The following is a 24,387-nucleotide window of genomic DNA, read 5'->3' as shown; positions in this document are numbered from 1 at the left end:
TCTTATACAAGCGTTCTATACAAGCGTCTAAGACGCTTGTATATTTCCTGTCATGACAAACCCCAGCCCACGTGCCGGGCGCAGGGAGTGGACGGCCTTCGTCGTCCTCCTGCTCCCCCTCCTCCTGGTCTCCATGGATGTGTCCGTCCTCTTCTTCGCCATCCCGGCCATCGGCAGGGAGCTCGCCCCGAGCGCCACCCAGCAGCTGTGGATCTTCGACAGCTACGCCTTCGCCCTCGCGGGGCTGCTCATCACCATGGGGTCGCTCGGCGACCGGATCGGCCGCCGCAAGCTGCTGCTGTTCGGGGCCGCGGCGTTCGGCGCCGCCTCGGTCGCCGCCGCCTACGCGCAGAGCGCGGAGATGCTCATCGCGGCGCGGGCCGTGCTCGGCATCGGCGGCGCGACCCTGATGCCCAGCACGATGGCGCTGGTGCGCAATATGTTCCAGGACGACGGGCAGCGCACCAAGGCGGTCGGGATCTGGTCCGGGGCCATGGCGGGTGGCATCGCGCTGGGCTCCGTACTGGGCGGGCTGCTGCTCGACCACTTCTGGTGGGGCTCGGTCTTCCTGGTCAACGTGCCCGCGATGGCGCTCCTGCTGGTGCTGGTCCCGCTGCTCGTACCGGAGTTCAAGGACCCCGCGCCGGGCCGCTTCGACCTGCTGAGCGTGCCGCTGTCCATGGGTGCCGTGCTGCCGGTGATCTACGGCCTGAAGGAGATCGCGGCCGGGGGCACCTCCCCGACGGGGTCCGGGGGAGGGTTCACCTTGCCCAGGGTGGTGTGCGTGGTCGCCGGGGTGGCCGTCGGCGCCGTCTTCGTCCACCGCCAGCGTTCCCGGCGGGACGCGATGATCAGCCGCGAGCTCTTCCGTCACCCCGCCTTCGGGGCGGGCATCGCGGTCAACACCGTCGCCGCGTTCGGGATGATGGGCTCCGCCTACTTCACCACGCAGTACCTCCAGTCGGTCCTGGGCAAGAGCCCGTTGGAGGCCGCGCTGTGGGGCGTCCTGCCGTCGCTCGCGGTGGGCGCTGCCGCGCCGCTGGCCACGGCGGCGGGCGCGCGGATCCACAAGGCGTACGTCATCGCCGCGGGGTTCGTGACCGCCGCCGCGGGCTACGCGCTGCTCGGCCTCTGCGGCACGGATTCGCTCGCCCTCACGCTGGTCGCGTCGGCGGTCGTCGGCTGCGGCATCGTCACCGTGATGGCGCTGGTCTCCGACATGGCGCTGGGCACCGCCCCGCCGGAGAAGGCCGGCGGGGCGGCCGCCCTGCTGGAGACCGGCCAGGAGTTCGGCGGCGCGCTCGGCATGGCGCTCTTCGGCAGCGTCGGCGTGGCCGTCTACCGCCGCGACGTCACCGCCTCGCTCCCCGCCGGCCTGCCGCACGGCACGCTCGCCGCGGTGCGCGAGACGCTCGGCGGCGCGGCGGGAGCGGCGGCCCGGCTGCCGGGCCGCGCGGGAGAGAGCGTGCTGGCCACGGCCCGCGAGGCGTTCACCCACGGCATGAACGTCGCCGCGGCCGGCGGCACGCTGATCCTGCTGGTCGCGGCGGCCTTGACGGTGGCGGCGCTGCGGAACGTACGCATGGAGACGGCGCCGGCTCCCGGCCCCGCCCCCGCCCCCGAACACGCGGGGCAGCGCTGACCGTTCGGACTTCAAGGCCGTGGACGGCGCCCGGGTGCGGGCGCGCGTCCACGGCCTTCGCCGTCGGCTCAGTCGTGCAGCTTGTGCAGCCAGAGCCCCACGCCGACGCCGTTGCCGGTGAGCGCGCACACGTGGTTGTCGAACTTGCCCCGGTCCGCGTCCACGGCGCTGGTGCCCGCCTTGTTGCAGTTGTCGTACGTCCAGTACCAGGTCTGGTACTCCCAGCACGGCACAGTGTTGTTGTTGTCGGAACAGCTCGGCGCGGGCACATTGTCCATGGGCCGCTGCGGCTCCGTGATCGCCCCGGCTCTGTCACCGGCCGCCTGGGCCGTGGTGGCGACGGCGCCCAGGCCGCCGAGCGCGGCGATCACGGCCACTGCGGCGACGGCCGTACGCATGGAGAACCTCATCCCGCATCCCCTCTCCGAGGGCCCCGTTCCGCACGCGGGCCCCTGTCGTCACGGGGGCCCGAACGGGCCCCGTGCGAGGGCTACCCGGCAGGAACGTTCACGCATTCGTGCACCGCCGTGGAATACGTATGAGCGACACGACGACGGTCTGCGAGCGCCCCGACCACTCCGGGCGCGGGATCGGTCCGGCCGTCGCGAAGTCCGAGTTCCTCAACCGGTTCCCGGGCCTCGCCGGAGCCGGTATCAAGGACGCGGCCCGCGACCGGTCCGAGTCCGGGACGGGGCCGGACCCTTGGGCCCGGCCCCGTACAGCGCTCTGCCTCAGTCCGTCAGATTCACCGCACGCGCCGACACCGCGCCGATCTCCTCCGCGATCTCGGCGAGGACCGGGGCCGGGATGGACTCGTCGACGGTCAGGGCGACGAGGGCCTCGCCGCCCTCCCGGGCGCGGGAGACCTGCATGCCCGCGATGTTGATGCCCGCCTCGCCGAGGATCCGGCCAACCGTGCCGACGACGCCGGGGCGGTCGCCGTAGCGGAGGAAGGCCATGTGGTCGGCGAGCGCCAGGTCCACGTCGTGGTCGCCGACCGCGACGATCTTCTGGAGGTGCTTGGGGCCCGCGAGCGTGCCGGAGACGGAGATCTCGTCGCCGCCGGAGAGCGTGCCGCGCACGGTCACCACATTGCGGTGCTCGGCCGACTCGGAGCTGGTGGTCAGGCGCACCTCGACGCCGCGCTCCTGCGCGAAGAGCGGGGCGTTGACGTACGACACCGTCTCGTCGACGACATCCTCGAACACGCCCTTGAGCGCGGACAGTTCGAGCACCTTGACGTCGTGCTGGGTGAGCTCGCCGTAGACCTCGACGTCGAGCCGGACCGCGACCTCGCCCGCCAGGGCGGTGAAGATCCGGCCGAGCTTCTCGGCAAGCGGCAGACCGGGCTTGACGTCCTCGGCGATGACGCCGCCCTGGACGTTGACCGCGTCGGGCACCAGCTCGCCGGCCAGCGCGAGGCGGACCGACTTGGCGACCGCGATGCCCGCCTTCTCCTGCGCCTCACCGGTGGAGGCGCCCAGGTGCGGGGTGGCGACCACATTGTCGAACTCGAACAGCGGGGAGTCCGTGCAGGGCTCCTGGGCGTAGACGTCCAGGCCCGCGGCCGCGACCCGGCCCTCCTTCAAGGCGGTGGCCAGCGCCGCCTCGTCCACGATCCCGCCGCGCGCGGCGTTGACGATCCGCACCGACGGCTTGACCTTGTGCAGCGCCTCGTCACCGATGAGACCGAGTGTCTCGGGCGTCTTCGGCAGGTGGACGGTGATGAAGTCCGCGGTCTCCAGCAGCTCGTCGAGCGTCAGCAGCCGGACGCCCATCTGCGCGGCCCGCGCGGGCTGCACATAGGGGTCGTACGCGACGATCTTCATACCGAACGCGGACATGCGCTGGGCCACGAGCACGCCGATGCGGCCGAGGCCGACGACGCCGAGGGTCTTCTCGGACAGCTCGACGCCGGTGTACTTCGAGCGCTTCCACTCGCCGTTCTTCAGGGCGGAGTTGGCCTGCGGGATGTTGCGCGCCGTGGCGATCAGCAGGCCGCACGCGAGCTCGGCCGCGGTGACGATGTTGGAGGTCGGGGCGTTCACGACCATCACACCGGCCTTGGTGGCGGCGGCGACGTCGACGTTGTCCAGGCCGACACCGGCGCGCGCGACGACCCGCAGCCGCTTGGCGGCGGCGACCGCCTCGGCGTCGATCCTCGTGGCGCTGCGGACGAGGACGGCGTCCACATCGGCGATGGCGGGCAGCAGGGCGGCGCGGTCCGCGCCGTTGCAGTGCCGGATCTCGAAGTCCGGACCCAGGGCGTCGACGGTCGCGGGCGAGAGCTCCTCCGCGATCAGTACGACGGGTTTACGGGACGAAGCAGTGCTCACGTGGTCCTCACTAGTCCATGGGGCCCCGCCCGCGCCGTTCAGGCTACGGGGGAGGACGGCCGTCCCGACGGCCGAAGGCGGTGAAGGGCAGCCGCGTGTGACGCACGACGCTGTGAGCCTGACGCGTTGATGCTCCGCAGTCTATCGGGGGTTGGAACCGGCTCGGGCGCGTGCGGAAAAACGTCACCCCGGCGTGATCGGGTGCGGGTCCCCGAAAGCCACGGGGACCCGCACCCGGGGACGACTACTTGTCGTCCACCCAGCTCATGAGCTTGCGGAGCTTCTTGCCCGTCGTCTCCAGCAGGTGGTCCTCGTCGGCCTTCTTGTACTCGTTGTACTTCGGCAGACCCGCCTCGTACTCCTTCATCCAGTTGTTGGCGAAGGTGCCGTCCTGGATCTCGCCCAGGACCTTCTTCATCTCGGCCTTGGTCTGGTCCGTGATGATGCGCGGGCCGGTGATGTAGTCGCCCCACTCGGCGGTCTCGGAGACCGACCAGCGCATCTTCTCCAGGCCGCCCTCGTACATCAGGTCCACGATCAGCTTGAGCTCGTGGAGGCACTCGAAGTACGCGATCTCCGGCTGGTAGCCCGCCTCGACCAGGGTCTCGAAACCGGCCTTCACCAGGGCGGAGGCGCCGCCGCAGAGCACGGCCTGCTCGCCGAAGAGGTCGGTCTCGGTCTCCTCGGTGAAGGTCGTCTTGATGACGCCGGCGCGGGTGCCGCCGATGGCCTTGGCGTAGGAGAGGGCGAGCTGGAAGGCGCTGCCGGAGGCGTCCTGCTCGACGGCCGCGATGCACGGCACGCCGCGGCCCTCCTCGTACTGACGGCGCACCAGGTGGCCCGGGCCCTTGGGGGCGACCATGCAGACGTCCACGCCGGCCGGGGGCTTGATGAAGCCGAAGCGGATGTTGAAGCCGTGGCCGAAGAACAGCGCGTCGCCGTCCTTGAGGTTGTCCTTGACGGACTCCTCGTAGACCTTGGCCTGGATCGGGTCCGGCACCAGGATCATGATGACGTCGGCCTCGGCCGCGGCCTCGGCGGGCGTGACCACGCGCAGGCCCTGCTCCTCGGCCTTCGCCTTGGACTTGGAGCCCTCGTGCAGGCCCACCCGGACATCGACGCCGGAGTCGCGCAGCGACAGCGCGTGGGCGTGGCCCTGGCTGCCGTAGCCCAGGACCGCGACCTTGCGGCGCTGGATGATGGACAGGTCGGCGTCGTTGTCGTAGAACAGCTCGGCTGCCACTGAGGTATCTCCTTGTTTTCCGGGATTCCGGTTGTGCGTCCCACCGTATGCCGGGTGGGCGGGAAAAAGTGTTCGGGTCTCGTGATGCGGAAGGGCCGGCCGTCAGGCCGTGCGGTCCAGGGCGCGCAGACTGCGGTCGGTGATGGAGCGGGCGCCGCGCCCTATGGCGATCGTCCCGGACTGCACGAGCTCCTTGATGCCGAACGGCTCCAGCATCTTGAGCATCGCGCCCAGCTTGTCGCTGCCGCCGGTGGCCTCGATGGTGACGGCCTCCGGGGAGACGTCGACGGTCTTGGCGCGGAAGAGCTGGACGATCTCGACGATCTGGGAGCGGGTCTCGTTGTCGGCGCGGACCTTCACCAGCACCAGCTCGCGCTGGATCGCGGCGCTGTCCTCCAGCTCGACGATCTTCAGCACGTTGACGAGCTTGTTGAGCTGCTTGGTGACCTGCTCCAGCGGCAGCGACTCGACGTTGACGACGATGGTGATGCGGGAGATGTCCGGGTGTTCGGTGACCCCGACCGCGAGCGAGTCGATGTTGAAGCCGCGGCGGGCGAACAGCGCGGCGATCCGGGTGAGGATGCCGGGGGTGTTCTCCACGAGGACGGAGAGCGTGTGCTTGGTCATGGTCTCTTTCTCTCTCCTGGCCTCAGTCGTCTTCGGTGTCGCCGAAGTCCGGGCGGACGCCGCGCGCCGCGAGGATCTCGTCGTTGGAGGTTCCGGCGGCGACCATGGGCCAGACCATGGCGTCCTGATGGACGATGAAGTCCACCACGACCGGGCGGTCGTTGATGGCGTTGGCCTTCTCGATGACGGCGTCGAGCTGGGCCGGGTCCTCGCAGCGCAGGCCCACACAGCCCATGGCCTCGGCGAGCTTGACGAAGTCCGGGACCCGGGTGCCGGCGCACACCTCCTTGCCGGTGGCGCCGGGGCCGGAGTGCAGGACGGTGTTGGAGTAGCGCTGGTTGTAGAAGAGGGTCTGCCACTGGCGGACCATGCCGAGGGCGCCGTTGTTGATGATGGCGACCTTGACGGAGATGCCGTTCAGGGCGCAGGTGACCAGTTCCTGATTGGTCATCTGGAAGCAGCCGTCGCCGTCGATCGCCCAGACCGTGCGGTCCGGCGCACCGGCCTTGGCGCCCATCGCGGCGGGCACGGCGTAGCCCATGGTGCCCGCGCCCCCGGAGTTGAGCCAGGTGCGGGGCTGTTCGTAGTCGATGAAGTGCGAGGCCCACATCTGGTGCTGGCCGACGCCCGCCGCGTAGATGGTGTCCTTGGGCGCGAGCTGCCCGATGCGCTGGATGACCTGCTGCGGGGAGAGGCTGCCGTCCTCGGGCTGGTCGTAGCCGAGGGGGTAGGTGTCGCGCCAGCGGTTGAGGTCGGCCCACCAGGCCGCATATCCCGTTCGGGCGGCCTCCGGGGTGTGCCCCTCGGCGTGCTCGGCCTGGATCGCGACGATCAGGTCGGCGATGACCTCGCGGGCGTCCCCGACGATCGGCACATCGGCGGCGCGGTTCTTGCCGATCTCGGCGGGGTCGATGTCGGCGTGGACGATCTTGGCGTACGGGGCGAAGGAGTCGAGCTTGCCGGTGACCCGGTCGTCGAAGCGGGCGCCGAGGGCCACGATCAGGTCGGACTTCTGCAGGGCGGTGACGGCGGCGACCGCGCCGTGCATCCCGGGCATGCCGACATGCTGCGGGTGGCTGTCGGGGAAGGAGCCGAGCGCCATCAGGGTCGTGGTGACGGGGGCGCCGGTGAGCTCGGCGAGCACCCTGAGCTCCGCGGTGGCACCGGACTTCATCACGCCGCCGCCGACGTAGAGCACCGGCCGCCTGGCCTGGGTGATCAGCTTGGCGGCCTCGCGGATCTGCTTGGCGTGCGGCTTGGTGACCGGGCGGTAGCCGGGCAGGTCGGTGTGCGGGGGCCAGCTGAAGGTGGTCCGCGCCTGGAGAGCGTCCTTGGCGATGTCGACGAGCACCGGGCCGGGGCGGCCGGTGGAGGCGACGTGGAATGCCTCGGCGATGGTCCGCGGGATCTCGGCGGGGTCGGTGACCAGCCAGTTGTGCTTGGTGATCGGCATCGTGATGCCGCAGATGTCCGCCTCCTGGAAGGCGTCCGTGCCGATCGACTTGGAGGCGACCTGGCCGGTGATCGCCACCAGCGGGACGGAGTCCATGTGGGCGTCGGCGATGGGGGTGACGAGGTTGGTCGCCCCCGGCCCCGAGGTCGCCATGCACACCCCGACCTTGCCGGTGGCCTGCGCGTATCCGGTGGCCGCGTGCCCGGCGCCCTGCTCGTGGCGGACGAGGACGTGACGGACCCTCGAGGAGTCCATCATCGGGTCGTACGCCGGGAGGATCGCACCGCCCGGGATGCCGAAGACGATCTCCGCCCCTACCTCCTCCAGCGAGCGGATGAGGGACTGCGCCCCCGTGACGTGCTCGACGGTGGCGGGCTGCTGCGCCGCGCCGCTTCGGGCCCGCGGCTGCGGATGGTGGGCCCCGGTGGCCTGCTCGGTCATCGACATTCTCTTCTCGAGGGATTCGACGGTAAGGATTCGACGGTTACGACAGCTTCGGCGGTGGGCGGTTTGGGTGGGTCTGCGTGCATCCGGTGCAACAAAAAACCCCTCGTGCCGTGAGGCAAGCGAGGGGAGCGCGCCGGAGTGGTCAGCAGGACTTACTGGGTGGCCTGCTTCAGCCGACGCGCTTTCCAAGTACGAGAATTCGGGTGCGCATGGCTCCGACCCTCCACCCGCCGCATATGAGGTGTCAAGCGGGTGGGACGGGCGTCTCATTATTTGAGCGCAATGGAGCATGTGCGAGGGAGCCCGCGCCGCCCGCCGCGCCCGACCGGGCACCCGACGGCATGATCGCGGGGGCCGGCGGAGCGCCTCCGACGAGCACGTTCGCGCCGTCCGCGGGGCGGGGCACCGGATAGCTGCCGCGGTCGAGAGCGTAGCGGAGCCGGTGTTCGTCGAGCGGGCCCGCGAACGCCTTGCCCAGGCCGTGGGTGCAGCCCATGGCGCGCAGGGCGAGCGCCTGCTCGGGCACGTCGACGCCCTCGGCCACGGACTGCATCCCGAGGTCGGTGGCGATCCTCAGCAGCCCCGCGGTGATCTTGTGCAGCCGGGCGGACTCCACCACGCCGTCGACCAGCCCGCGGTCGAGCTTGAGCGTGTCGATGGGGAGCCTGCGCAGCGCGCTGATCGCGGCATAGCCGCTGCCGAAGCCGTCCAGGGCGATCCGCACGCCGAGCCGGCGCAGGGTGACCAGCCGCCGCTCCAACTCGTCCAGCGAGACCCGGGGGTCGCTGCCGGACAGCTCCAGGACGAGCGCGCCGGAGGGCAGGCCGTGATGGATGAGCAGCCCTTCGAGGTACTTCGGTGGCAGCGACTTGTCCATCAGACGGGTGGCCGACAGCTGGACGTAGACCGGCACGGGGTGGCCGGCGCGGCAGCGGTGGGCGGCCTGCTCGACGGCCTTCTCGACCGTCCAGCGGCCGAGTTCGGCGAAGCGCGCGGCCTCGTCGCCGCGCTCGCTCTCGGCGACGCGGAGGTATTCGGCGGGGGTGAACAGTATCCCCTGGGCCGAGCGCCAGCGGGGCTGCGCGGCGACCGCGGTGACGCGGCCGGTCTGGAGCTCCACCACCGGCTGGTGCAGCAGCGCGAACTCGCCCTCGTGCAGCGCGGTGCGCAGCCGGGTGGCCAGCTCGGCGCGGCGCACCACGTCGGCCTGCATCTGCGGTGCGTAGAGCTCGACGCGGCCCTTGCCCGCCTGCTTCGCGCGGTACATCGCGAGGTCGGCGTTGCGCATCAGGGCGCCGGGGGTGATGCCGGGCTCCGCGAACGCCACGCCGATGCTGGCGGCCACACGGACCTCGGTGCCTCCTTCCACCTTGTACGGCTGGGAGAGGGTGAGCCGGAGCCGGTCGGCGATCTCGTGGATGCGGTATTCGCGGGCCGCCGGGTCGCGGGTGCCGTCGCCGATGATGAGCGCGGCGAACTCGTCCCCCCCGAAGCGGGCGGTGCTGTCCCCGGAGCGCACCGAGTCCTGGAGCCGGCGGGCGGCCTGGACCAGCAGCTCGTCGCCCGCCTGGTGGCCGACGGAGTCGTTCACCGCCTTGAAGCCGTCGAGGTCGATGAAGAGCACGGCGGTGCCCGCGTCGGTCGCTCTGCGGCCGGCGAGCGCCTGCTGGACCTTCTTGGTGAACAGGGCCCGGTTGGGCAGGTCGGTGAGCGGGTCGTGCTCGGCGGTGTGCTGGAGCTGGGCCTGGAGCCGGACCCGCTCGGTGACATCACGGCTGTTGAAGATGAGGCCGCCGTGGTGGCGGTTGACGGTGGACTCGACGTTGAGCCAGTCGCCGGTGCCGGAGCGGAAGCGGCACTCGATCCGGGTGGTGGGCTCCTCGGCGGGTGGCGCCGCGAGGAAGCGGCGCACTTCGTGGACGACTCTGCCCAGGTCCTCCGGGTGGATCAGCGAGGCCAGTTCGGACCCGACGAGCTCCTCGGCCTCGCGGCCGTAGACGCCCGCGGCGGCGGGGCTGACGTAGCGCAGTATCCCGGTGGGCGCGGCGATCATGATGACGTCGCTGGAGCCCTGGACGAGGGACCTGAAGTGGTTCTCCTTCTGGGCCAGTTCCTGGGTGAGGGAGATGTTGTCGAGCAGCATGATGCCCTGGCGGATGACGAGCGCCAGGACGACCGTGCAGCCGGTGAAGAGCACGACCTGGTCGACGTGGTGGCCGTCCAGGACGTTGTAGAGGATCCCCAGGGTGCAGACCGCGGCGGCCAGATAGGGCGTGAGGGCGGCGAGCGAGCCGGCGATGGGCCGGCTCGGGTGGTTCAGGTGCTGGGCGGAGCGGGCGGGCGCCGCGTCGTCGTCCTCCTCGCGGGCCACCCAAGGCGCGTACGCCATCAGCAGATAGCCCGCGAACCAGCCCGCGTCGAGGATCTGGCCGGAGCGGTAGTGCGAGCGCAGCAGCGGTGAGGTGAACAGCGCGTCGCACAGGACGGTCAGCGCGAGGGCCGCGATGGCGGTATTGATGGCGGAGCGGTTGGCCGTGGAGCGCCGGAAGTGCAGCGCGAGGACCATCGACACCAGGGCGATGTCCAGCAGCGGATAGGCGAGCGAGAGGGCCGCGTGCGCCACGGTCTCGCCCTCGAAGTGCGCGGTGTGCGCGAGGGCCAGGCTCCAGGACAGGGTCAGCAGGGAGCCGCCGGTCAGCCAGGCGTCGAGGGCCAGGCAGACCCAGCCGGCCCGGGTGACGGGGCGCCTGGCGAGGACGAGCAGGCCGATGATGGCCGGTGGCGCGAAGAGCAGGAAGCAGAAGTCGGCCGCCGAGGGGGTGGGCACGCGCTCGTCGAGGACGACCTCGTACCACCCCCAGACGATGTTGCCGAGGCCCGCCATCGCGGAGGAGGCCGCGAAGAGCAGCCAGGCGAGCCGGAAGCGCGTCTTGTGCGTCCGGCCGTACCAGAAGCAGGAGACCGCGGCGAGCGCCGCCGCGCCGCCGAGCCCGAAGTCGCCCATGGCGGAGGCCAGCTCGCTCGATCCCCAGCCGAAGGCCGCGCCCGTGGCATAGCCGCCGCAGACCAGGGCGAGGAGGAGCTGGGACGCGGGTCCGGAACCGCCGGCCTGCCGGCGGGACAGCGTCGCTCCGGGGGCGCTCACCGCGTCGCCGCCCCGGGCGGGACCCCGAGCCAGGCGAAGTGGGCCCGGAGGAGGGAGAGATGAGGCCGCCGGCGTCCCGGACTGCCCGGCCGGGGCCGGGAGCGGGACGGTGGAGCCGCCGTGCGGTGGTGCCGTGGTCGGTGCGTGAGCCGCGTCGGGTTGATCGTCCAGTGGCCGTGCATCGCCCGTCGCCCCCCTCAGTGCCGGTACTTCGCTGCGCCGTACGGTGCCCGGCGCAGCCCCCGGTCCGGACGATACACCAGACTCGTCACTCAGGGACATAGCTCATATACATAGTGTAATCAGCAACGGGGTTATGAACACTGAGTGCAGCCGAACGGTACCTCTACGTGGCAACTAGGGGGCAGTGACTACGACATTTTGCAGGGGTGCGTCCAGCGCGAATCTGGCCAGCTGATCACGCAGGAGGCGTTCGGCACGGGGCAGAAAGGCCGAAGAGGGCCCGCCCACATGGGGAGTGATCAGGGTGCCGGGCGCGCTCCACAGCGGGTGGCCCGGCGGCAGCGGCTCGGGGTCAGTGACGTCGAGCGCGGCCCGCAGCCTGCCCTTCCCCAGCTCGGTCAGGAGCGCCTCGGTGTCGACGATCCCGCCGCGCGCGATGTTCACCAGCAGGGCGCCGTCCTTCATCGCCGCGAGGAAGTCCGCGCCCACCAGACCGCGGGTCCCCTCCGTCAGCGGCGCCGCGACGATCACGACGTCGGCGGCGGGGAGGAGGGACGGGAGCGCGGCGACGGGGTGGACAGGCCCGCGGGGCGTTTCGCGCGGGGAGCGCGCGACGCGCACGACCCGCGCGCACTCAAAGGGCGCGAGCCGGTCCTCGATGGCGGATCCGATGGAACCGTAGCCCAGGATCAGCACGTTCTTGTCCGCGAGCGCCGGGCGGAAACCCTGCGCCCACTCCCCCGCGTCCTGCGCCCGTACGAAGCCGGGGATGTCGCGCAGCGCGGCGAGGGTGAGCGTGAGGGCCAGTTCGGCGGTGCTGGTGTCGTGCAGCCCGCGGGCGTTGCACAGGAGGGTGCCCGACGGCAGCAGCGGCACGGCGGGCAGGATGTGGTCGACGCCCGCGGTGAGCGTCTGGACGACCCGCAGGCCCGTCATGGCGGAAAGCGGGCGCACGACCAGGTCACCGCTGGTCACATAGGGCGGGACGTAGAAGGCGCAGCGAGCGGGGTCGGTGGGGTAGTCGGGTTCGCCGTTCCAGTAGGCGTAGTCCAGGGCCGCGGGCAGGCCCTCGATCTCCTCGGGGCGGATCGGCAGCCAGGCCAGGGGGCGGGTGGAACCGCTGTGATCTGCACTCATGCCAGGAGGCTATGCGAAGCCGCCTGCCCGGCAGAGGTTAGTTTGGGGTCGAGGAACGGGAGGGAACGGCCGGTGGAGCGCAGGACAATCGGTGCGGCGGCGCTCGAGGTGGGCGCGATCGGCCTCGGCTGCATGCCCATGCACTGGGCGTACACCGCCTCTCAGCAGAGCGGTGAGGGCGCGCTGCGCACGGTGCACGCGGCGCTCGACGCGGGGACGACCCTGCTGGACACCGCGGACATGTACGGGCCCTTCACCAATGAGCTGCTGGTCGGCCGGGTGCTGCGGGAGCGGCGCGCGGAAGCCTTCGTCTCCACCAAGTGCGGGCTGCTGGTGGGCGATCAGCACATCGTCGCCAACGGCCGGCCCGGCTATGTGAAGCGGGCGTGCGACGCCTCGCTGCGGCGGCTGCAGACCGATGTGATCGACGTCTATCAGCTGCACCGGCCGGATCCCGAGGTGCCGGTCGAGGAGACCTGGGGGGCGATGGCGGAGCTCGTCTCAGCGGGCAAGGTCCGGTCCCTGGGGTGGTGCGCGATCGGCGCGCGGACCCACCGCCGGTCGCGCGCCGGGCTCTACGACGCGACGATCCGCCAGCTGGAGCGAATACAGCAGGTGTTCCCGGTGAGCTGTGTGCAGGCGGAGTTGTCGGTGTGGTCCCGGGAGGCGCTGGACGCGCTGGTGCCGTGGTGCGCGTCGCGGGGCGTCGGGCTGATCGCGGCGATGCCGCTGGGGAACGGTTTCCTCAGTGGCACGCTCACGCCGGGGCAGGGCTTCGAGCCGGAGGACATCCGGGCGCGGCACCCGCGTTTCACCGCCGAGATGATGGCGGCCAACCAGCCGATAGTGGCCGGGCTGCGGCGGGTCGCCGGGCGCCATGGCGCGACGGCCGCGCAGGTCGCCCTGGCCTGGGTGCTGGCGCAGGGCCGGCACGTGGTGCCGGTGCCGGGGACGAAGAAGGCCGCGTGGGTGAGGCAGAACGCGGCGGCCGCGCAACTTCGGCTCACGCCGGAGGACTTCGCGGAGATCGCGGCCCTGCCGAAGGCCATGGGTTCCTGGGACTGAGGCGGCGCCTCGCGGGGGCACGCCGGTGGGAGCGTGTATAAGGAACTGTGCCGTGGCCGACCGGCACCCTGCCCCGCCCCGGCGAGAGGAACCCACCATGCGACGACGTGCGACGCGCCCCCGCCTCGCCGCTGTCACGGCCGCGCTGACCGTGGGCGCGCTGCTCGGCGCCGCGGGCTGTTCGGGCGGCGAGGGCCTGCCGGGCCGCGGCGGGCCGGGATCGGGCCCCTCGGGCGTCAAGTCCCCTGGCGGGAGCGGTGCTTCGGGGGCGCCTTCCGCGTCCGCGGCGCCCGCCGAGGGTTCGGTGAAGGTCGTCCGCACGCTCACCACCAAGCTCGCCTCCCCCTGGGGCGTCGCCCCGCTGCCCGGCGGTGATCTGCTGGTGGGCTCCCGCGACACGGGGAAGATCGTCCGGGTGGCCGCGAAGGACGGCGCGCAGAGCGAGGTGGGCGCGGTGCCGGGCGTCGCGGCGGCGGGCGAGGGGGGCCTGCTGGGTCTGGCCCTCTCCCCCGGCTTCACCACGGACCACCTGGTGTACGCCTACTTCACCACCGCATCGGACAACCGGATCGCGCAGCTGCGCTACGACGCGGGCAAGCCCGACGGGCTGCGGCTGGGCGCGCCGAACACGATCTTCCAGGGCATCCCCAAGGGGCAGATCCACAACGGCGGGCGGATCGCCTTCGGCCCCGACGGGATGCTCTACGCGGGCACGGGCGAGGGCGGCGAGCGCGAGCGCGCCCAGGACCCCGGGTCGTACGGCGGCAAGATCCTGCGGATGACGCCGGACGGGCGGCCCGCGCCCGGCAATCCACGGGCCGGCTCGGTGATCTATTCCTCGGGCCACCGCAATGTGGAGGGGCTGGCGTGGGACGCGGACCGGCGGCTGTGGGCGTCGGAATTCGGCCAGGACACATGGGACGAGCTCAATCTCGTCGAGCCGGGCGGCAATTACGGCTGGCCGGTCGTGGAGGGCAGGGCGGGCCGCCCCGGCTATCGCGACCCCGTCGCGCAGTGGAAGCCCTCCGAGGCGTCCCCGAGCGGGCTCGCCTACGCGAAGGGGTCCCTGTGGATGGCGGCCCTGAGGGGTGAGCGGCTGTGGCGGATCCCGCTGCGGGGCGCCGTTCCGGCGGCGGATCCGCAGCCGTTCCTGACGGGCGGGTACGGGCGGCTGCGCACGGTCGTGGCAGCCGACGACGGCGGCCTGTGGGTGACGACGAGCAACACGGACGGCCGGGGCAAGCCGGGGGACACGGACGACCGCGTGCTGCGGCTGGAGGTGTCCTGAGGCCGCCGCGCACTCCTCCGGGTTTCGCACGCGCGTCTGGCATGCTGGAGAGGCAGCGCTGCGACGGGAGTTGAGATGTTCAATGTCTTCGAGGAACTGTTCACACCGGGGCGTGAGCACACCGACGAGGAGCAGAACCGGCTGGAGCTGACCCGGGAGGACGTCGGCGACGGCGACCCCGGCCGCGGCCCGGTGGACCTCGACTCGGGGCACGTGGTCGTACGGCCCCGGCAGGCCGGCTGAGCGCCACCGCCCCGTAGCCGCTGGGTGAGCGGCGTCAGAGCTGAGGCACGGACTCCGCCGCGCGGGGCGGCGGGACGGGCAGCGGCGCCGGTGCTTCCGGCGGCTCGATGCTGAAGCGCGGCAGCAGCCGTTCCAGCCACCCGGGCAGCCACCAGTTCGCGCCGCCGAGCATGTGCATCAGCGCGGGCACCAGCAGCGTGCGGAGTACGAAGGCGTCCAGGGCCACCGCCGCCGCCAGGCCGATACCGAACATCGCGATCACACGGTCGCCGCTCAGCACGAAGGCGAGGAAGACCGAGATCATGATCACCGCGGCGGAGTTGATGACGCGGCTGGTCTCGGCGAGGCCGACGCGTACGGCCCGGCAGTTGTCGCGGGTGGCCCGCCACTCCTCGTACATCCGGCTGACCAGGAAGACCTGGTAGTCCATGGACAGGCCGAAGAGCACCGAGACCATGACGACCGGCAGGAAGGGCTCGACCGGGCCCGCCGCGCCCAGGCCGAGGGTCTCGCTGCCCCAGCCCCACTGGAAGATCGCGACGATCAGGCCGAAGGAGGAGGCGACCGCGGCGATGTTCATCAGGGCGGCCTTCAGCGGTATGCCGATGCTGCGGAAGGCCAGCAGGAGCAGCAGGCAGCCGAGGCCGACGACGGTGCCGATGAACAGCGGCAGCTTGCCCAGGATGACGCCCGCGAAGTCGTCGTAGCTCGCGGTGATGCCGCCGACCTGGACCTCCGCGCCGGTGCCGTCGGTGGCCCGCGGCAGCACCGTGGTGCGCAGCCGGTCGACGAGGTCACTGGTGGCGCGGGACTGCGGTGACGTGGTGGGCACGACGGTGATCACGCCGGTGTCGCCGCTGTGGTTCAGGGCCGAGGGGGTCACGGAGGCGACGCCCTCGGTGTGGCGGAGGGTGTCGGGCAGGCGGTTGAAGGCGAGCCGGTCGGCGGCGCTGTCGAGGGGCGCGACGAGGGTCAGCGGACCGTTCACGCCCGGGCCGAAGCCCTTGCCGAGCATGTCGTACGCCTGGCGGGTGGTGGAGGCCGCCGGGTTGTTGCCCTGGTCGGAGGTGCCCAGGTGCAGGGAGAACACCGGCAGGGCGAGGATCAGCATCATGGCCGCGGCGAGGCCGCCCAGCAGCTTCGGGTGGCGCTCGACGAAGGCGGACCAGCGGGCGGCGAGCCCGGTGGGCAGCTCGGGGCGGGGGCCGCGCTCGGCGAGGGCGCGGCGTTCGCGGCGGCTGAGCGCGCGGTGGCCGATCAGCCCGAGCAGCGCGGGCAGCAGGGTGACGGACGCGGCCACGGTGAGGACGACGGTGAGCGAGGCGGCGAGGGCGACGCCGTTGAGGAAGCTGAGCCGCAGGATCAGCATGCCGAGCAGCGCCACGCAGACGGTGCCGCCCGCGAAGACGACGGCGCGCCCGGTGGTGGCCACGGCCTTCTCCGCCGCCTCGTGCACGGACAGGCCGGCCCGCAGGCCCTTGCGGTGCCGGGTGACGATGAAGAGGGCGTAGTCGATGCCGACGCCGAGCCCGATGAGGGTGCCCAGCATCGGGGCGAAGCCGGCGACCGTCATGACGTGGCCGAGCAGGACGGTGCCCATGGCGGCGGTGCCGACGCCGACGAGCGCGGTGGCGATGGGCAGCAGGCTGGCGGCGAGCGAGCCGAAGACGACGAAGAGCACGACCGCCGCGACCAGCACGCCGATGATCTCGCTGAGGTGGCCGCTCGACGCCTCGGTGGTGCCGATGGAGCTGCCGCCGAGTGCGACCTGGAGGTGGTCCGTGGCGGCGGCCCGCGCGGTGTCGACGACCCGCTGGACCTGCGCCTTGTCCGGGTCGCCACCGCTGTTCACGAAGTTCAGGGAGGCGTAGGCGGTGCGGCCGTCCGGGCTGATACGGGCCGCGCCGTCGCTGCCGTACGGGCCGCTGACCCCGGCGACGCCGGGCAGCCCGGCGACCTCGCGCAGGACGGAGCTCATGCGCTGCTCGACGCCGGGGGCGCGGACGGTGCCGGAGTCGGTGTGCCAGACGATGGTGTCGTCGCCGCCCTCGCGGGGGAACGCCTTCTCCATCAGGGCGGTGGCGCGGGCGGACTCGGTGCCGGGGACGCCGTAGTCGTCGGAGTACGCGGAACCGGAGCACGCGGCCGCCGCGCCCGTGCCCAGCAGGGCGACGAGCCACAGCACGATGACGGCGAAGCGGCGGCGCAGGCACCACCGGGCAAGTGAGGTCATTCCCTGCTTCCCGGATATCGCGTCGACCTCGCCGGGTGATGACCCGTGGTTCCGACCGCTGGAGCTGGAGGGGAGGAGGCCGCGGGCACGCGGACGGCGTGGGGGCCTCTTCCGCACCACTGTGACAGGCGAAAAAGATCCTTTGTCCGCTTTGTGGCTCAGCCCACACGGCCCGCACGGCCCCGGCCGGCGGTCACCTCCGCACGCGCGGCACCGCCGTCGCCGACGGGGGCGGCGGCGGGGGCGGGGCCTCCCAGGTGTGGGCCACGTCGACGACCACGAGGTGGCCGTACTGGAAGACGCGGAACGGCAGCCGGGCCCGCACGCCCAGACCGATCTGGGTGTCCCCCTCGAAGCTGCCCGCGAAGCGGGTGTCCCGGAAGGTCCGGTAGCCCGTGAGGTCCACGTTCCGCAGCGGCTCACCGAACCGGCCGCGGTAGGTCCGCAGGCCCGTGGTCGGCTCATAGCTGGGCGCGGCCACCCGGATCTCCAGGATCGCGCCGCCGTCCACCGGGACGGGCTCGCCCGAACCGTCCTGATACAGCCGGTCGACATAGGCCACGCGGTAGCCGATCGGACGCTCCCCGCTGCCCTTGACGTCGAAGACCATGCGGTCGAAGCAGTCGTGCTGTCCGGTTCTGATGTCCCGCAGCGACTTGTAGGCGCTGTCCGTGGCGACCTTGGCGAGGCTTCCCCAGCCGGCCTCGCAGCGCACGGCGGGCACGGCGTCCCCCATGCCGCCGTCGGCCGCGGTGACCGGGGCAGCCATCGCCGTCACCCCGGCCCCCGCCAGCGCGAGCGCCGTCAGCGCCCTGCTCAACCGTCGCATCACTAACCCCCAGCCGTCTGGTCGCGGACACACCCTGAGCCCGCAACCCGCGATCATGCCGGACCGTTTCCACACCCGGCGGACGTACCGACTAAATCCGGCCAACTCCCGCCAAGTGCGGCCGAATTCGGTTATTCGGCTATACGACAATGGCCGCCCCTCACGCGAGGGACGGCCATTGACGGCTGTGACAGCTGTGGTGCGTGAGGTCAGCCCTCGACGCCCAGCCGCTCCAGGATCAGCTCACGGACGCGCGCCGCGTCCGCCTGGCCGCGGGTGGCCTTCATGACCGCGCCGACGAGCGCGCCCGCCGCAGCGACCTTGCCCGCGCGGATCTTGTCCGCGATGCCGGCGTTGGCCGCGATGGCCTCGTCCACGGCGGTGCCCAGCGCGCTGTCGTCGGAGACGACCGCGAGACCGCGGGCCGCGACGACGGCGTCCGGGTCGCCCTCGCCCGCGAGAACGCCCTCGATGACCTGGCGGGCCAGCTTGTCGTTGAGGGAGCCCTCCGCGACCAGCGCGCACACGCGCGCGACCTGCGCCGGGGTGATCTCCAGCGCCGCGAGGTCCGTACCGGCCTCGTTGGCCCGGCGGGCCAGCTCGCCCATCCACCACTTACGGGCGGCGGCGGAATCGGCGCCGGCCTCGATGGTGGCGACGATCAGGTCGACAGCACCGGCGTTGAGGATCGACTGCATGTCGTGCTCGGTGACGCCCCACTCCTCGCGCAGCCGGTTGCGGCGCACGCGCGGCAGCTCGGGCAGCTGCGCCCGGAGCTCCTCCACCCACTCCCGGGCGGGAGCGACCGGCACCAGGTCCGGCTCGGGGAAGTAGCGGTAGTCCTCGGCGTTGTCCTTGATACGGCCCGCCGTGGTGGACCCGTCCTCCTCGTGGAAGTGCCGGGTCTCCTGCACGATCGTGCCGCCGGAGGACAGCACCGCCGCGTGCCGCATGATCTCGAAGCGGGCGGCCCGCTCGACGGAGCGGAGCGAGTTGACGTTCTTCGTCTCCGAGCGGGTGCCGAACTTCTCGGTGCCGTTCGGGCGCAGCGACAGGTTGACGTCGCAGCGCATCTGGCCCATTTCCATCCGGGCCTCGGAGACGCCGAGCGCCTTGATGAGCTCGCGCAGCTCGGCGACGTACGCCCTGGCGACCTCGGGGGCCCGCTCGCCCGCGCCCTCGATCGGCTTGGTGACGATCTCGATGAGCGGGATGCCGGCCCGGTTGTAGTCGAGCAGGGAGTGCGAGGCGCCGTGGATGCGGCCGGTGGCGCCACCCACGTGGGTGGACTTGCCGGTGTCCTCCTCCATGTGGGCGCGCTCGATCTCCACGCGGAAGACCTCGCCGTCCTCCAGCTGGACGTCCAGATAGCCGTCGAAGGCGATCGGCTCGTCGTACTGCGAGGTCTGGAAGTTCTTCGGCATGTCCGGATAGAAGTAGTTCTTCCGGGCGAAGCGGCACCACTCGGCGATCTCGCAGTGCAGCGCGAGACCGATCTTCACGGCGGACTCGACGCCGACGGCGTTGACGACCGGCAGCGAGCCGGGCAGGCCGAGGCAGGTGGGGCAGGTCTGCGAGTTGGGCTCGGCGCCCAGCTCGGTGGAGCACCCGCAGAACATCTTGGTCCGGGTGCCGAGCTCGACATGGACTTCGAGGCCCATGACGGGGTCGTAGGACGCCAGCGCGTCCTCGTACGACACCAGGTCGATGGTGGTCACGGAAAACTAACCTCTCAGTCCGCGAGAACGTCGTCGCTGCTCATCCGGCGCAGTTCGCGCACGAGCAGGGCGACGCCGGTGGCGATGGCGGCGGCGGAGACGATGGCGTCCACGAGCTGGAGCGTGTCCTGCTCGCCCCGGGCCTTCTTGGCCTGCTTCACGACGCTCACCGCGCCGAACAGCGTGGTGCCGATGGACAGATACGTGCCGGGCTTGGACTTCTTGAAGCCCTTGGCCTTCGCGAGCTTGCCGGTGGTCCCGGCCTTTTCGACGGTCACAGCGACGGTGCCTCCTCGAGCAGCGGGTGTCCCCAGCGGGCGGTGAACGCGGCCTCGACCGCGGCACCCACCCGGTAGAGCCGGTCGTCGGCCATGGCGGGCGCGATGATCTGCAGGCCCACCGGCATCCCGTCCTCGGGCGCCAGACCGCAGGGCAGCGACATCGCGGCGTTGCCCGCCAGGTTGGTCGGGATGGTGCACAGGTCGGCGAGATACATCGCCATCGGGTCGTCCGCGCGCTCGCCGATCGGGAACGCGGTGGTCGGGGTGGTCGGCGAGATCAGCACGTCGACACCGCCCTCGCCGAACGCCTTCTCGAAGTCGCGCGTGATGAGCGTGCGGACCTTCTGCGCCGAGCCGTAGTACGCGTCGTAGTAGCCGGAGCTCAGGGCGTACGTACCGAGGATCACGCGGCGCTTGACCTCGTCGCCGAAGCCGGCCTCACGGGTGAGCGCGGTGACCTCCTCGGCGGACTTCGTGCCGTCGTCGCCGACCCGCAGGCCGTAGCGCATGGCGTCGAAGCGGGCCAGGTTGGAGGAGCACTCGGACGGCGCGATCAGGTAGTACGCGGCCAGGGCCAGGTCGAAGGAGGGGCAGTCCACCTCGACGACCTCGGCACCGAGCTCCTTGAGCAGCTCCACGGACTCGTCGAAGCGCTGGAGGACACCGGCCTGGTAGCCCTCGCCGCGGAACTGCTTGACGATGCCGACGCGCATGCCCTTGACATCGCCGTTCCGCGCCGCCTCGACGACCGGCGGGACCGGGGCGTCGATGGAGGTGGAGTCCAGCGGGTCGTGCCCGGCGATGGCCTCGTGCAGCAGGGCCGCGTCCAGGACCGTACGGGCGCAGGGCCCGCCCTGGTCGAGCGAGCTGGAGAAGGCGACCATGCCGTAGCGGGAGACCGCGCCGTAGGTCGGCTTGACGCCGACGGTGCCGGTGACGGCGGCGGGCTGGCGGATGGAACCGCCGGTGTCCGTGCCGATGGCGAGGGGGGCCTCGTACGCGGCGAGCGCGGCGCTGGAGCCGCCGCCCGAGCCGCCGGGGATCTTGGTCAGGTCCCAGGGGTTGCCGGTGGGGCCGTAGGCGCTGTTCTCCGTGGAGGACCCCATGGCGAACTCGTCCATGTTGGTCTTGCCGAGGATGACGACGTCGGCGGCCTTCAGCCGCTGCGTGAGCGTCGCGTCGTACGGCGGGATCCAGCCCTCGAGGATCTTGGAACCGACGGTGGTCGGGATCCCCTTGGTGGTGAAGATGTCCTTGAGCGCGAGCGGCACGCCGGCCAGCGGGCCGAGCTTCTCGCCGCGGGCGCGCTTCTCGTCGACGGCGCGGGCCTGCGCGAGGGCACCCTCGCGGTCCACGTGCAGGAAGGCGTTGACCTTCTCGTCGACGGCCTCGATGCGGGCCAGGTGCGCCTCGGTCACCTGGACGGCGGTGACCTCGCCCGAGGCGATCTTCGCGGCGATCTCCGCCGCGGTCAGCTTGATCAGTTCAGCAGTCATGGTCAGTCCTCCCCCAGGATCTGCGGCACCTTGAAACGCTGCTGCTCCTGGGCCGGGGCGCCGGACAGCGCCTCCTGCGGGGTCAGCGACGGACGGATCTCGTCCGCGCGCATGACGTTGGTCAGCGGCAGCGGGTGGGACGTCGGCGGTACGTCCTGGTCGGCGACCTCGGAGACGCGGGCGACCGCGCCGATGATGTCGTCGAGCTGTCCGGCGAAGTGGTCGAGCTCTTCGTCCTTGAGCTCCAGACGTGCCAGCCGGGCGAGGTGGGCGACCTCCTCGCGCGTGATGCCAGGCATGCGGCGATCCTCAGGGTTCGTGACGGTTTCTGGGCAGGTTGATGGCCCAATCCTATGGCTTCCGCCAGGACGAGGCCGACGCATATTCCCGAGGGGCGGTCCCCGCTGCGGCGGGGCACCGTTTCCGCCGGCGACGCGCGGGGGCCTCGGGCACCAAACTGGCCCGACTACGCGCCCGCACCAGCCAATCAGCCCGCCCGGCGCCTGAGGACACCGCGCGGAGCGCGGTTCTTCCAAGGCCCACGGCCGGTACCGGCCCGCGGACCTCCGCCCCACCGGTCAGGTGACCTCCGCCTCCTCCGGCGGAGCCACCGGCGCCACCCGCAAGCGGTCGACCTCGCGGTGCCAGCCGCTCTCGCTGCGCAGCCGCAGCCACGCCGTCGTCTCGTCCGGCGGCATCGCCGCGGCGACCAGCCACCCCTGCACCGCGTCGCAGCCGAGATCGCGCAGCCGCTCCCACGTCTCGTCGTCCTCGACGCCCTCGGCGACGACCAGCAGGCCCAGCGAGTGCGCGAGGTCGAGCGTGCAGCGCACGATCTCCGCGTCCTCGGTGTCGATGGCGAGCCGGGCCACGAAGGACCGGTCGATCTTGAGCTCGCTCACCGGGAGCCGCCGCAGGTGGACGAGGGAGGAGTAGCCCGTGCCGAAGTCGTCGAGGGACATCTTCACGCCGTGGCCGGTGAGCCCGGCGAGGGTGTCGGCGGCCCGCTGGGGGTCCTCCAGGAGGACGTGTTCCGTTATCTCCAGCTGGAGTGCTCCCGGGGGCACGCCGTGCCGGGCCAGCCGTGCCGCGACGGACCCGGCGAAGCCGGGGGTGTGGACGTCGCGGGGCGAGACGTTCACCGCGACGGGGACGTTCAGCCCCATCGCCCGCCACTTCGCGACCTGGCCGAGCGCGGTCTCCAGGACGTACTCCGTGAGCCGGGGCATCAGGCCCGAGGACTCGGCGATGGCGATGAACTCGTCCGGGGAGACTCTGCCGCGCTCGGGGTGGACCCAGCGGACGAGCGCCTCCAGCCCTTCGACATGGCCGTCGAAGCCGACCTTCGGCTGATAGTGCAGCTCCACCTCGCCGGCGTCCAGCGCCCGCCGGAGGTCGCCCAACAGGCCGAGCCGGTCGAGGGTGTTGCCGTCGCGCCGGGCCTCGTAGACCTCGACACCGCTGCGGTCGCGCTTGGCCTGATACATCGCCACGTCGGCCCGGCGCAGCAGGTCACCGGCGTCGAGCGCGTGGTCGGGATAGACGGCCACACCCGCGCTGGCCTCCAGGACGAGGGTGAGCCCCTCCAGGTCGAGCGGGGAGCCGAGGGCGGCGACCAGGGAACGGGCCACGCGCTGGGCGCTGGTGAGCGAGTCGGCGGTGGGGAGCAGGACCGCGAACTCGTCGCCCCCGAGCCGGGCCGCCTCCGCCTCGCGCGGCAGGGCGAGCCGGAGCCGCTCCGCTATCTGCAACAGCAGCCGGTCCCCGGCGAGGTGGCCGAGGGTGTCGTTGACGGAGCGGAAGCGGTCGAGGTCGATGAGGACGAGGGCGGCGCGGCTGCCCGCGCGCTCGGCCTCGTCGAGGGCGTTCCAGGTGCGCTCCAGCAGCCACTGCCGGTTGGGCAGGCCGGTGAGCGGGTCGCGGAGCTGCTCCTCGGCACGGGCGCGGGCGATCCAGAGCGTGGAGTCCAGGGCGATGAGCGGCACGGCGAACAGCGGGAGCAGCATGGGCGCGTGGTCGGCGACGACGGCTATGAGCGGGGCGATGCCCAGCAGCGCGCCGCCGACGAGGGCCTGGCGGACGAGCGCGGTGCGGGCGATGCTGCTCAGGCCGGTGCGGGGGGCCATCGAACACCAGAGCAGGGCGCGGGTGACCACGAGGTAGAGGAACGCGGCCAGGGCGATCTTGGGGACCGCGGTGAGCGGCCAGGTGTCGGGCAGCCAGGGGTTCTCGACGCTGGAGACGATGTGGCACACGGCCAGGGACAGGCCCGCGGCCCCGATGCCGAGGATGTCGAGGATGTCGACCGCGCCGTGGAGTAACGCCTGGCGCCAGCGGTGGCGGCGGGCGGTGGCCACGAGCACCACGACGGAGATGCTGATCAGGACGGCGGGGAGCCAGCCGTAGAGCAGCAGGACGGCCAGGGTGAGGGCGGCCCCGGAGCCGGTGCCGCCCCACCAGCGGTCGCGGCCGAGGGCGACGAGGTGGGCGACGATCAGGGCGGTGAGGGCGGCGAGGGCCACGCCCACGGTATGGCCGGGGAACAGGGCGTGGCCTTCGGTGAGTACGCGACCGATTCCGGCGGCCAGCGCGAGGCCGGCCAGGGTGACACAGACCGTCGGCAGCGCGGGCGGAGGGACCCGGCGCAGCCGAGATGCCGGTTCGGCGCTGTCGGTGGGTTTCATGCCCGTCCCTCTCACAGCCGGCGGTGCCCGCGCCACGGCAGGCGCACATCTCAACAGTAGGCCGCAGAAGGCTACGGCGGGCAGCGATCGGCAGCGGTTGCCCGATTGGGATCCGACCTCTTGTAGCCATCTGGTATGCGCTGTAGGGGTAATGCCCACTGCCTATGCGGGCATTACTCCGGTGGGGTGGCGGCCTGGGTTTTGGTAGTGATCCGGGCCCCGTGTGTGGCGGGGCGGACGCACGGGGCCGCTGCTCCCCCAGCTACCTCTCCCGGACTCCGTCCGGGGTGCCCCCAGAGGTACCCCCGGCGGGCGCGCCCTCAGTCGCCGGACGGGC

18 protein-coding genes are annotated in these 24,387 nt (G+C 71.9%); 4 read left to right on the top strand and 14 right to left on the bottom strand.

The window, feature by feature from the left end:
* The first annotated feature begins 52 nt into the window (after positions 1-52).
* A complete protein-coding gene (locus ACH427_RS14525) occupies positions 53-1,642 on the top strand; it encodes an MFS transporter (protein WP_398869796.1) in 1,590 nt (529 codons plus the stop codon).
* Positions 1,643-1,710: 68 nt separating this feature from the next.
* Here the strand turns inward: ACH427_RS14525 and ACH427_RS14520 are convergent, their stop codons facing one another.
* The 7 genes from ACH427_RS14520 to ACH427_RS14490 all read right to left on the bottom strand — a co-directional run bounded on the left by ACH427_RS14520 (position 1,711) and on the right by ACH427_RS14490 (position 12,213).
* Positions 1,711-2,052 (bottom strand): hypothetical protein, encoded by a 342-nt coding sequence (locus tag ACH427_RS14520; protein ID WP_398869795.1) that lies wholly within the window; start codon positions 2,050-2,052, stop codon positions 1,711-1,713.
* Between the two features lie 321 nt (positions 2,053-2,373).
* Positions 2,374-3,978 (bottom strand): phosphoglycerate dehydrogenase, encoded by a 1,605-nt coding sequence (gene serA / locus ACH427_RS14515; RefSeq protein WP_398869794.1) that lies wholly within the window; start codon positions 3,976-3,978, stop codon positions 2,374-2,376.
* Between the two features lie 244 nt (positions 3,979-4,222).
* Positions 4,223-5,221 carry a ketol-acid reductoisomerase gene (ilvC, locus tag ACH427_RS14510; protein ID WP_398869793.1) on the bottom strand — a complete coding sequence of 333 codons (999 nt, stop codon included), beginning with the start codon at positions 5,219-5,221 and terminating at the stop codon, positions 4,223-4,225.
* Positions 5,222-5,323: 102 nt separating this feature from the next.
* Positions 5,324-5,848, bottom strand: a complete 525-nt coding sequence (gene ilvN / locus ACH427_RS14505) for an acetolactate synthase small subunit (RefSeq protein WP_361528134.1) — start codon at positions 5,846-5,848, stop codon at positions 5,324-5,326.
* A 22-nt stretch (positions 5,849-5,870) separates the two neighbouring features.
* Positions 5,871-7,742: an acetolactate synthase large subunit gene (locus ACH427_RS14500; RefSeq protein WP_398869792.1), complete on the bottom strand. Its 1,872-nt coding sequence runs from the start codon at positions 7,740-7,742 to the stop codon at positions 5,871-5,873.
* Positions 7,743-7,992: 250 nt separating this feature from the next.
* A complete protein-coding gene (locus ACH427_RS14495) occupies positions 7,993-10,893 on the bottom strand; it encodes a putative bifunctional diguanylate cyclase/phosphodiesterase (RefSeq protein WP_398869791.1) in 2,901 nt (966 codons plus the stop codon).
* A 357-nt stretch (positions 10,894-11,250) separates the two neighbouring features.
* Positions 11,251-12,213 carry a 2-hydroxyacid dehydrogenase gene (locus ACH427_RS14490; protein ID WP_398869790.1) on the bottom strand — a complete coding sequence of 321 codons (963 nt, stop codon included), beginning with the start codon at positions 12,211-12,213 and terminating at the stop codon, positions 11,251-11,253.
* A gap of 72 nt (positions 12,214-12,285) precedes the next feature.
* Between ACH427_RS14490 and ACH427_RS14485 the strand changes: the two genes are divergently transcribed.
* The 3 genes from ACH427_RS14485 to ACH427_RS14475 all read left to right on the top strand — a co-directional run bounded on the left by ACH427_RS14485 (position 12,286) and on the right by ACH427_RS14475 (position 14,809).
* Entirely contained in the window at positions 12,286-13,278 is a 993-nt protein-coding gene (locus tag ACH427_RS14485) for an aldo/keto reductase (RefSeq protein ID WP_398869789.1), read from the top strand.
* A gap of 97 nt (positions 13,279-13,375) precedes the next feature.
* Complete coding sequence (locus ACH427_RS14480) at positions 13,376-14,566, top strand: PQQ-dependent sugar dehydrogenase (protein ID WP_398869787.1); 1,191 nt, start codon at positions 13,376-13,378, stop codon at positions 14,564-14,566.
* Between the two features lie 75 nt (positions 14,567-14,641).
* Positions 14,642-14,809: a DUF6191 domain-containing protein gene (locus ACH427_RS14475; protein ID WP_398869786.1), complete on the top strand. Its 168-nt coding sequence runs from the start codon at positions 14,642-14,644 to the stop codon at positions 14,807-14,809.
* Positions 14,810-14,843: 34 nt separating this feature from the next.
* Here the strand turns inward: ACH427_RS14475 and ACH427_RS14470 are convergent, their stop codons facing one another.
* The 7 genes from ACH427_RS14470 to ACH427_RS14440 form a co-directional block, all read right to left on the bottom strand.
* The gene (locus ACH427_RS14470) at positions 14,844-17,042 is read right to left on the bottom strand and encodes an MMPL family transporter (RefSeq protein WP_398869785.1); all 2,199 of its coding nucleotides are present in this window, start codon (positions 17,040-17,042) and stop codon (positions 14,844-14,846) included.
* Between the two features lie 193 nt (positions 17,043-17,235).
* Positions 17,236-17,871 carry a hypothetical protein gene (locus tag ACH427_RS14465; protein ID WP_398869784.1) on the bottom strand — a complete coding sequence of 212 codons (636 nt, stop codon included), beginning with the start codon at positions 17,869-17,871 and terminating at the stop codon, positions 17,236-17,238.
* A 209-nt stretch (positions 17,872-18,080) separates the two neighbouring features.
* A complete protein-coding gene (gene gatB / locus ACH427_RS14460; RefSeq protein ID WP_398869783.1) occupies positions 18,081-19,589 on the bottom strand; it encodes an Asp-tRNA(Asn)/Glu-tRNA(Gln) amidotransferase subunit GatB in 1,509 nt (502 codons plus the stop codon).
* A 14-nt stretch (positions 19,590-19,603) separates the two neighbouring features.
* Positions 19,604-19,867 (bottom strand): hypothetical protein, encoded by a 264-nt coding sequence (locus ACH427_RS14455; RefSeq protein WP_398869782.1) that lies wholly within the window; start codon positions 19,865-19,867, stop codon positions 19,604-19,606.
* Positions 19,864-21,366 carry an Asp-tRNA(Asn)/Glu-tRNA(Gln) amidotransferase subunit GatA gene (gatA, locus tag ACH427_RS14450; RefSeq protein ID WP_398869781.1) on the bottom strand — a complete coding sequence of 501 codons (1,503 nt, stop codon included), beginning with the start codon at positions 21,364-21,366 and terminating at the stop codon, positions 19,864-19,866. The genes ACH427_RS14455 and gatA overlap by 4 nt, the downstream gene beginning before the upstream one ends.
* Positions 21,367-21,368: 2 nt before the next feature.
* A complete protein-coding gene (gene gatC / locus ACH427_RS14445; RefSeq protein WP_116214038.1) occupies positions 21,369-21,665 on the bottom strand; it encodes an Asp-tRNA(Asn)/Glu-tRNA(Gln) amidotransferase subunit GatC in 297 nt (98 codons plus the stop codon).
* A 279-nt stretch (positions 21,666-21,944) separates the two neighbouring features.
* Positions 21,945-24,050 (bottom strand): putative bifunctional diguanylate cyclase/phosphodiesterase, encoded by a 2,106-nt coding sequence (locus ACH427_RS14440; protein ID WP_398869780.1) that lies wholly within the window; start codon positions 24,048-24,050, stop codon positions 21,945-21,947.
* Positions 24,051-24,387 lie beyond the last annotated feature (337 nt).

It is taken from the genome of Streptomyces sp. NPDC020379 (assembly GCF_044387105.1).
Classification (GTDB): domain Bacteria; phylum Actinomycetota; class Actinomycetes; order Streptomycetales; family Streptomycetaceae; genus Streptomyces.
The sequence above is the reverse complement of the archived record's forward strand: the minus strand, read 5'-3'. Positions and strand labels throughout refer to the sequence as shown.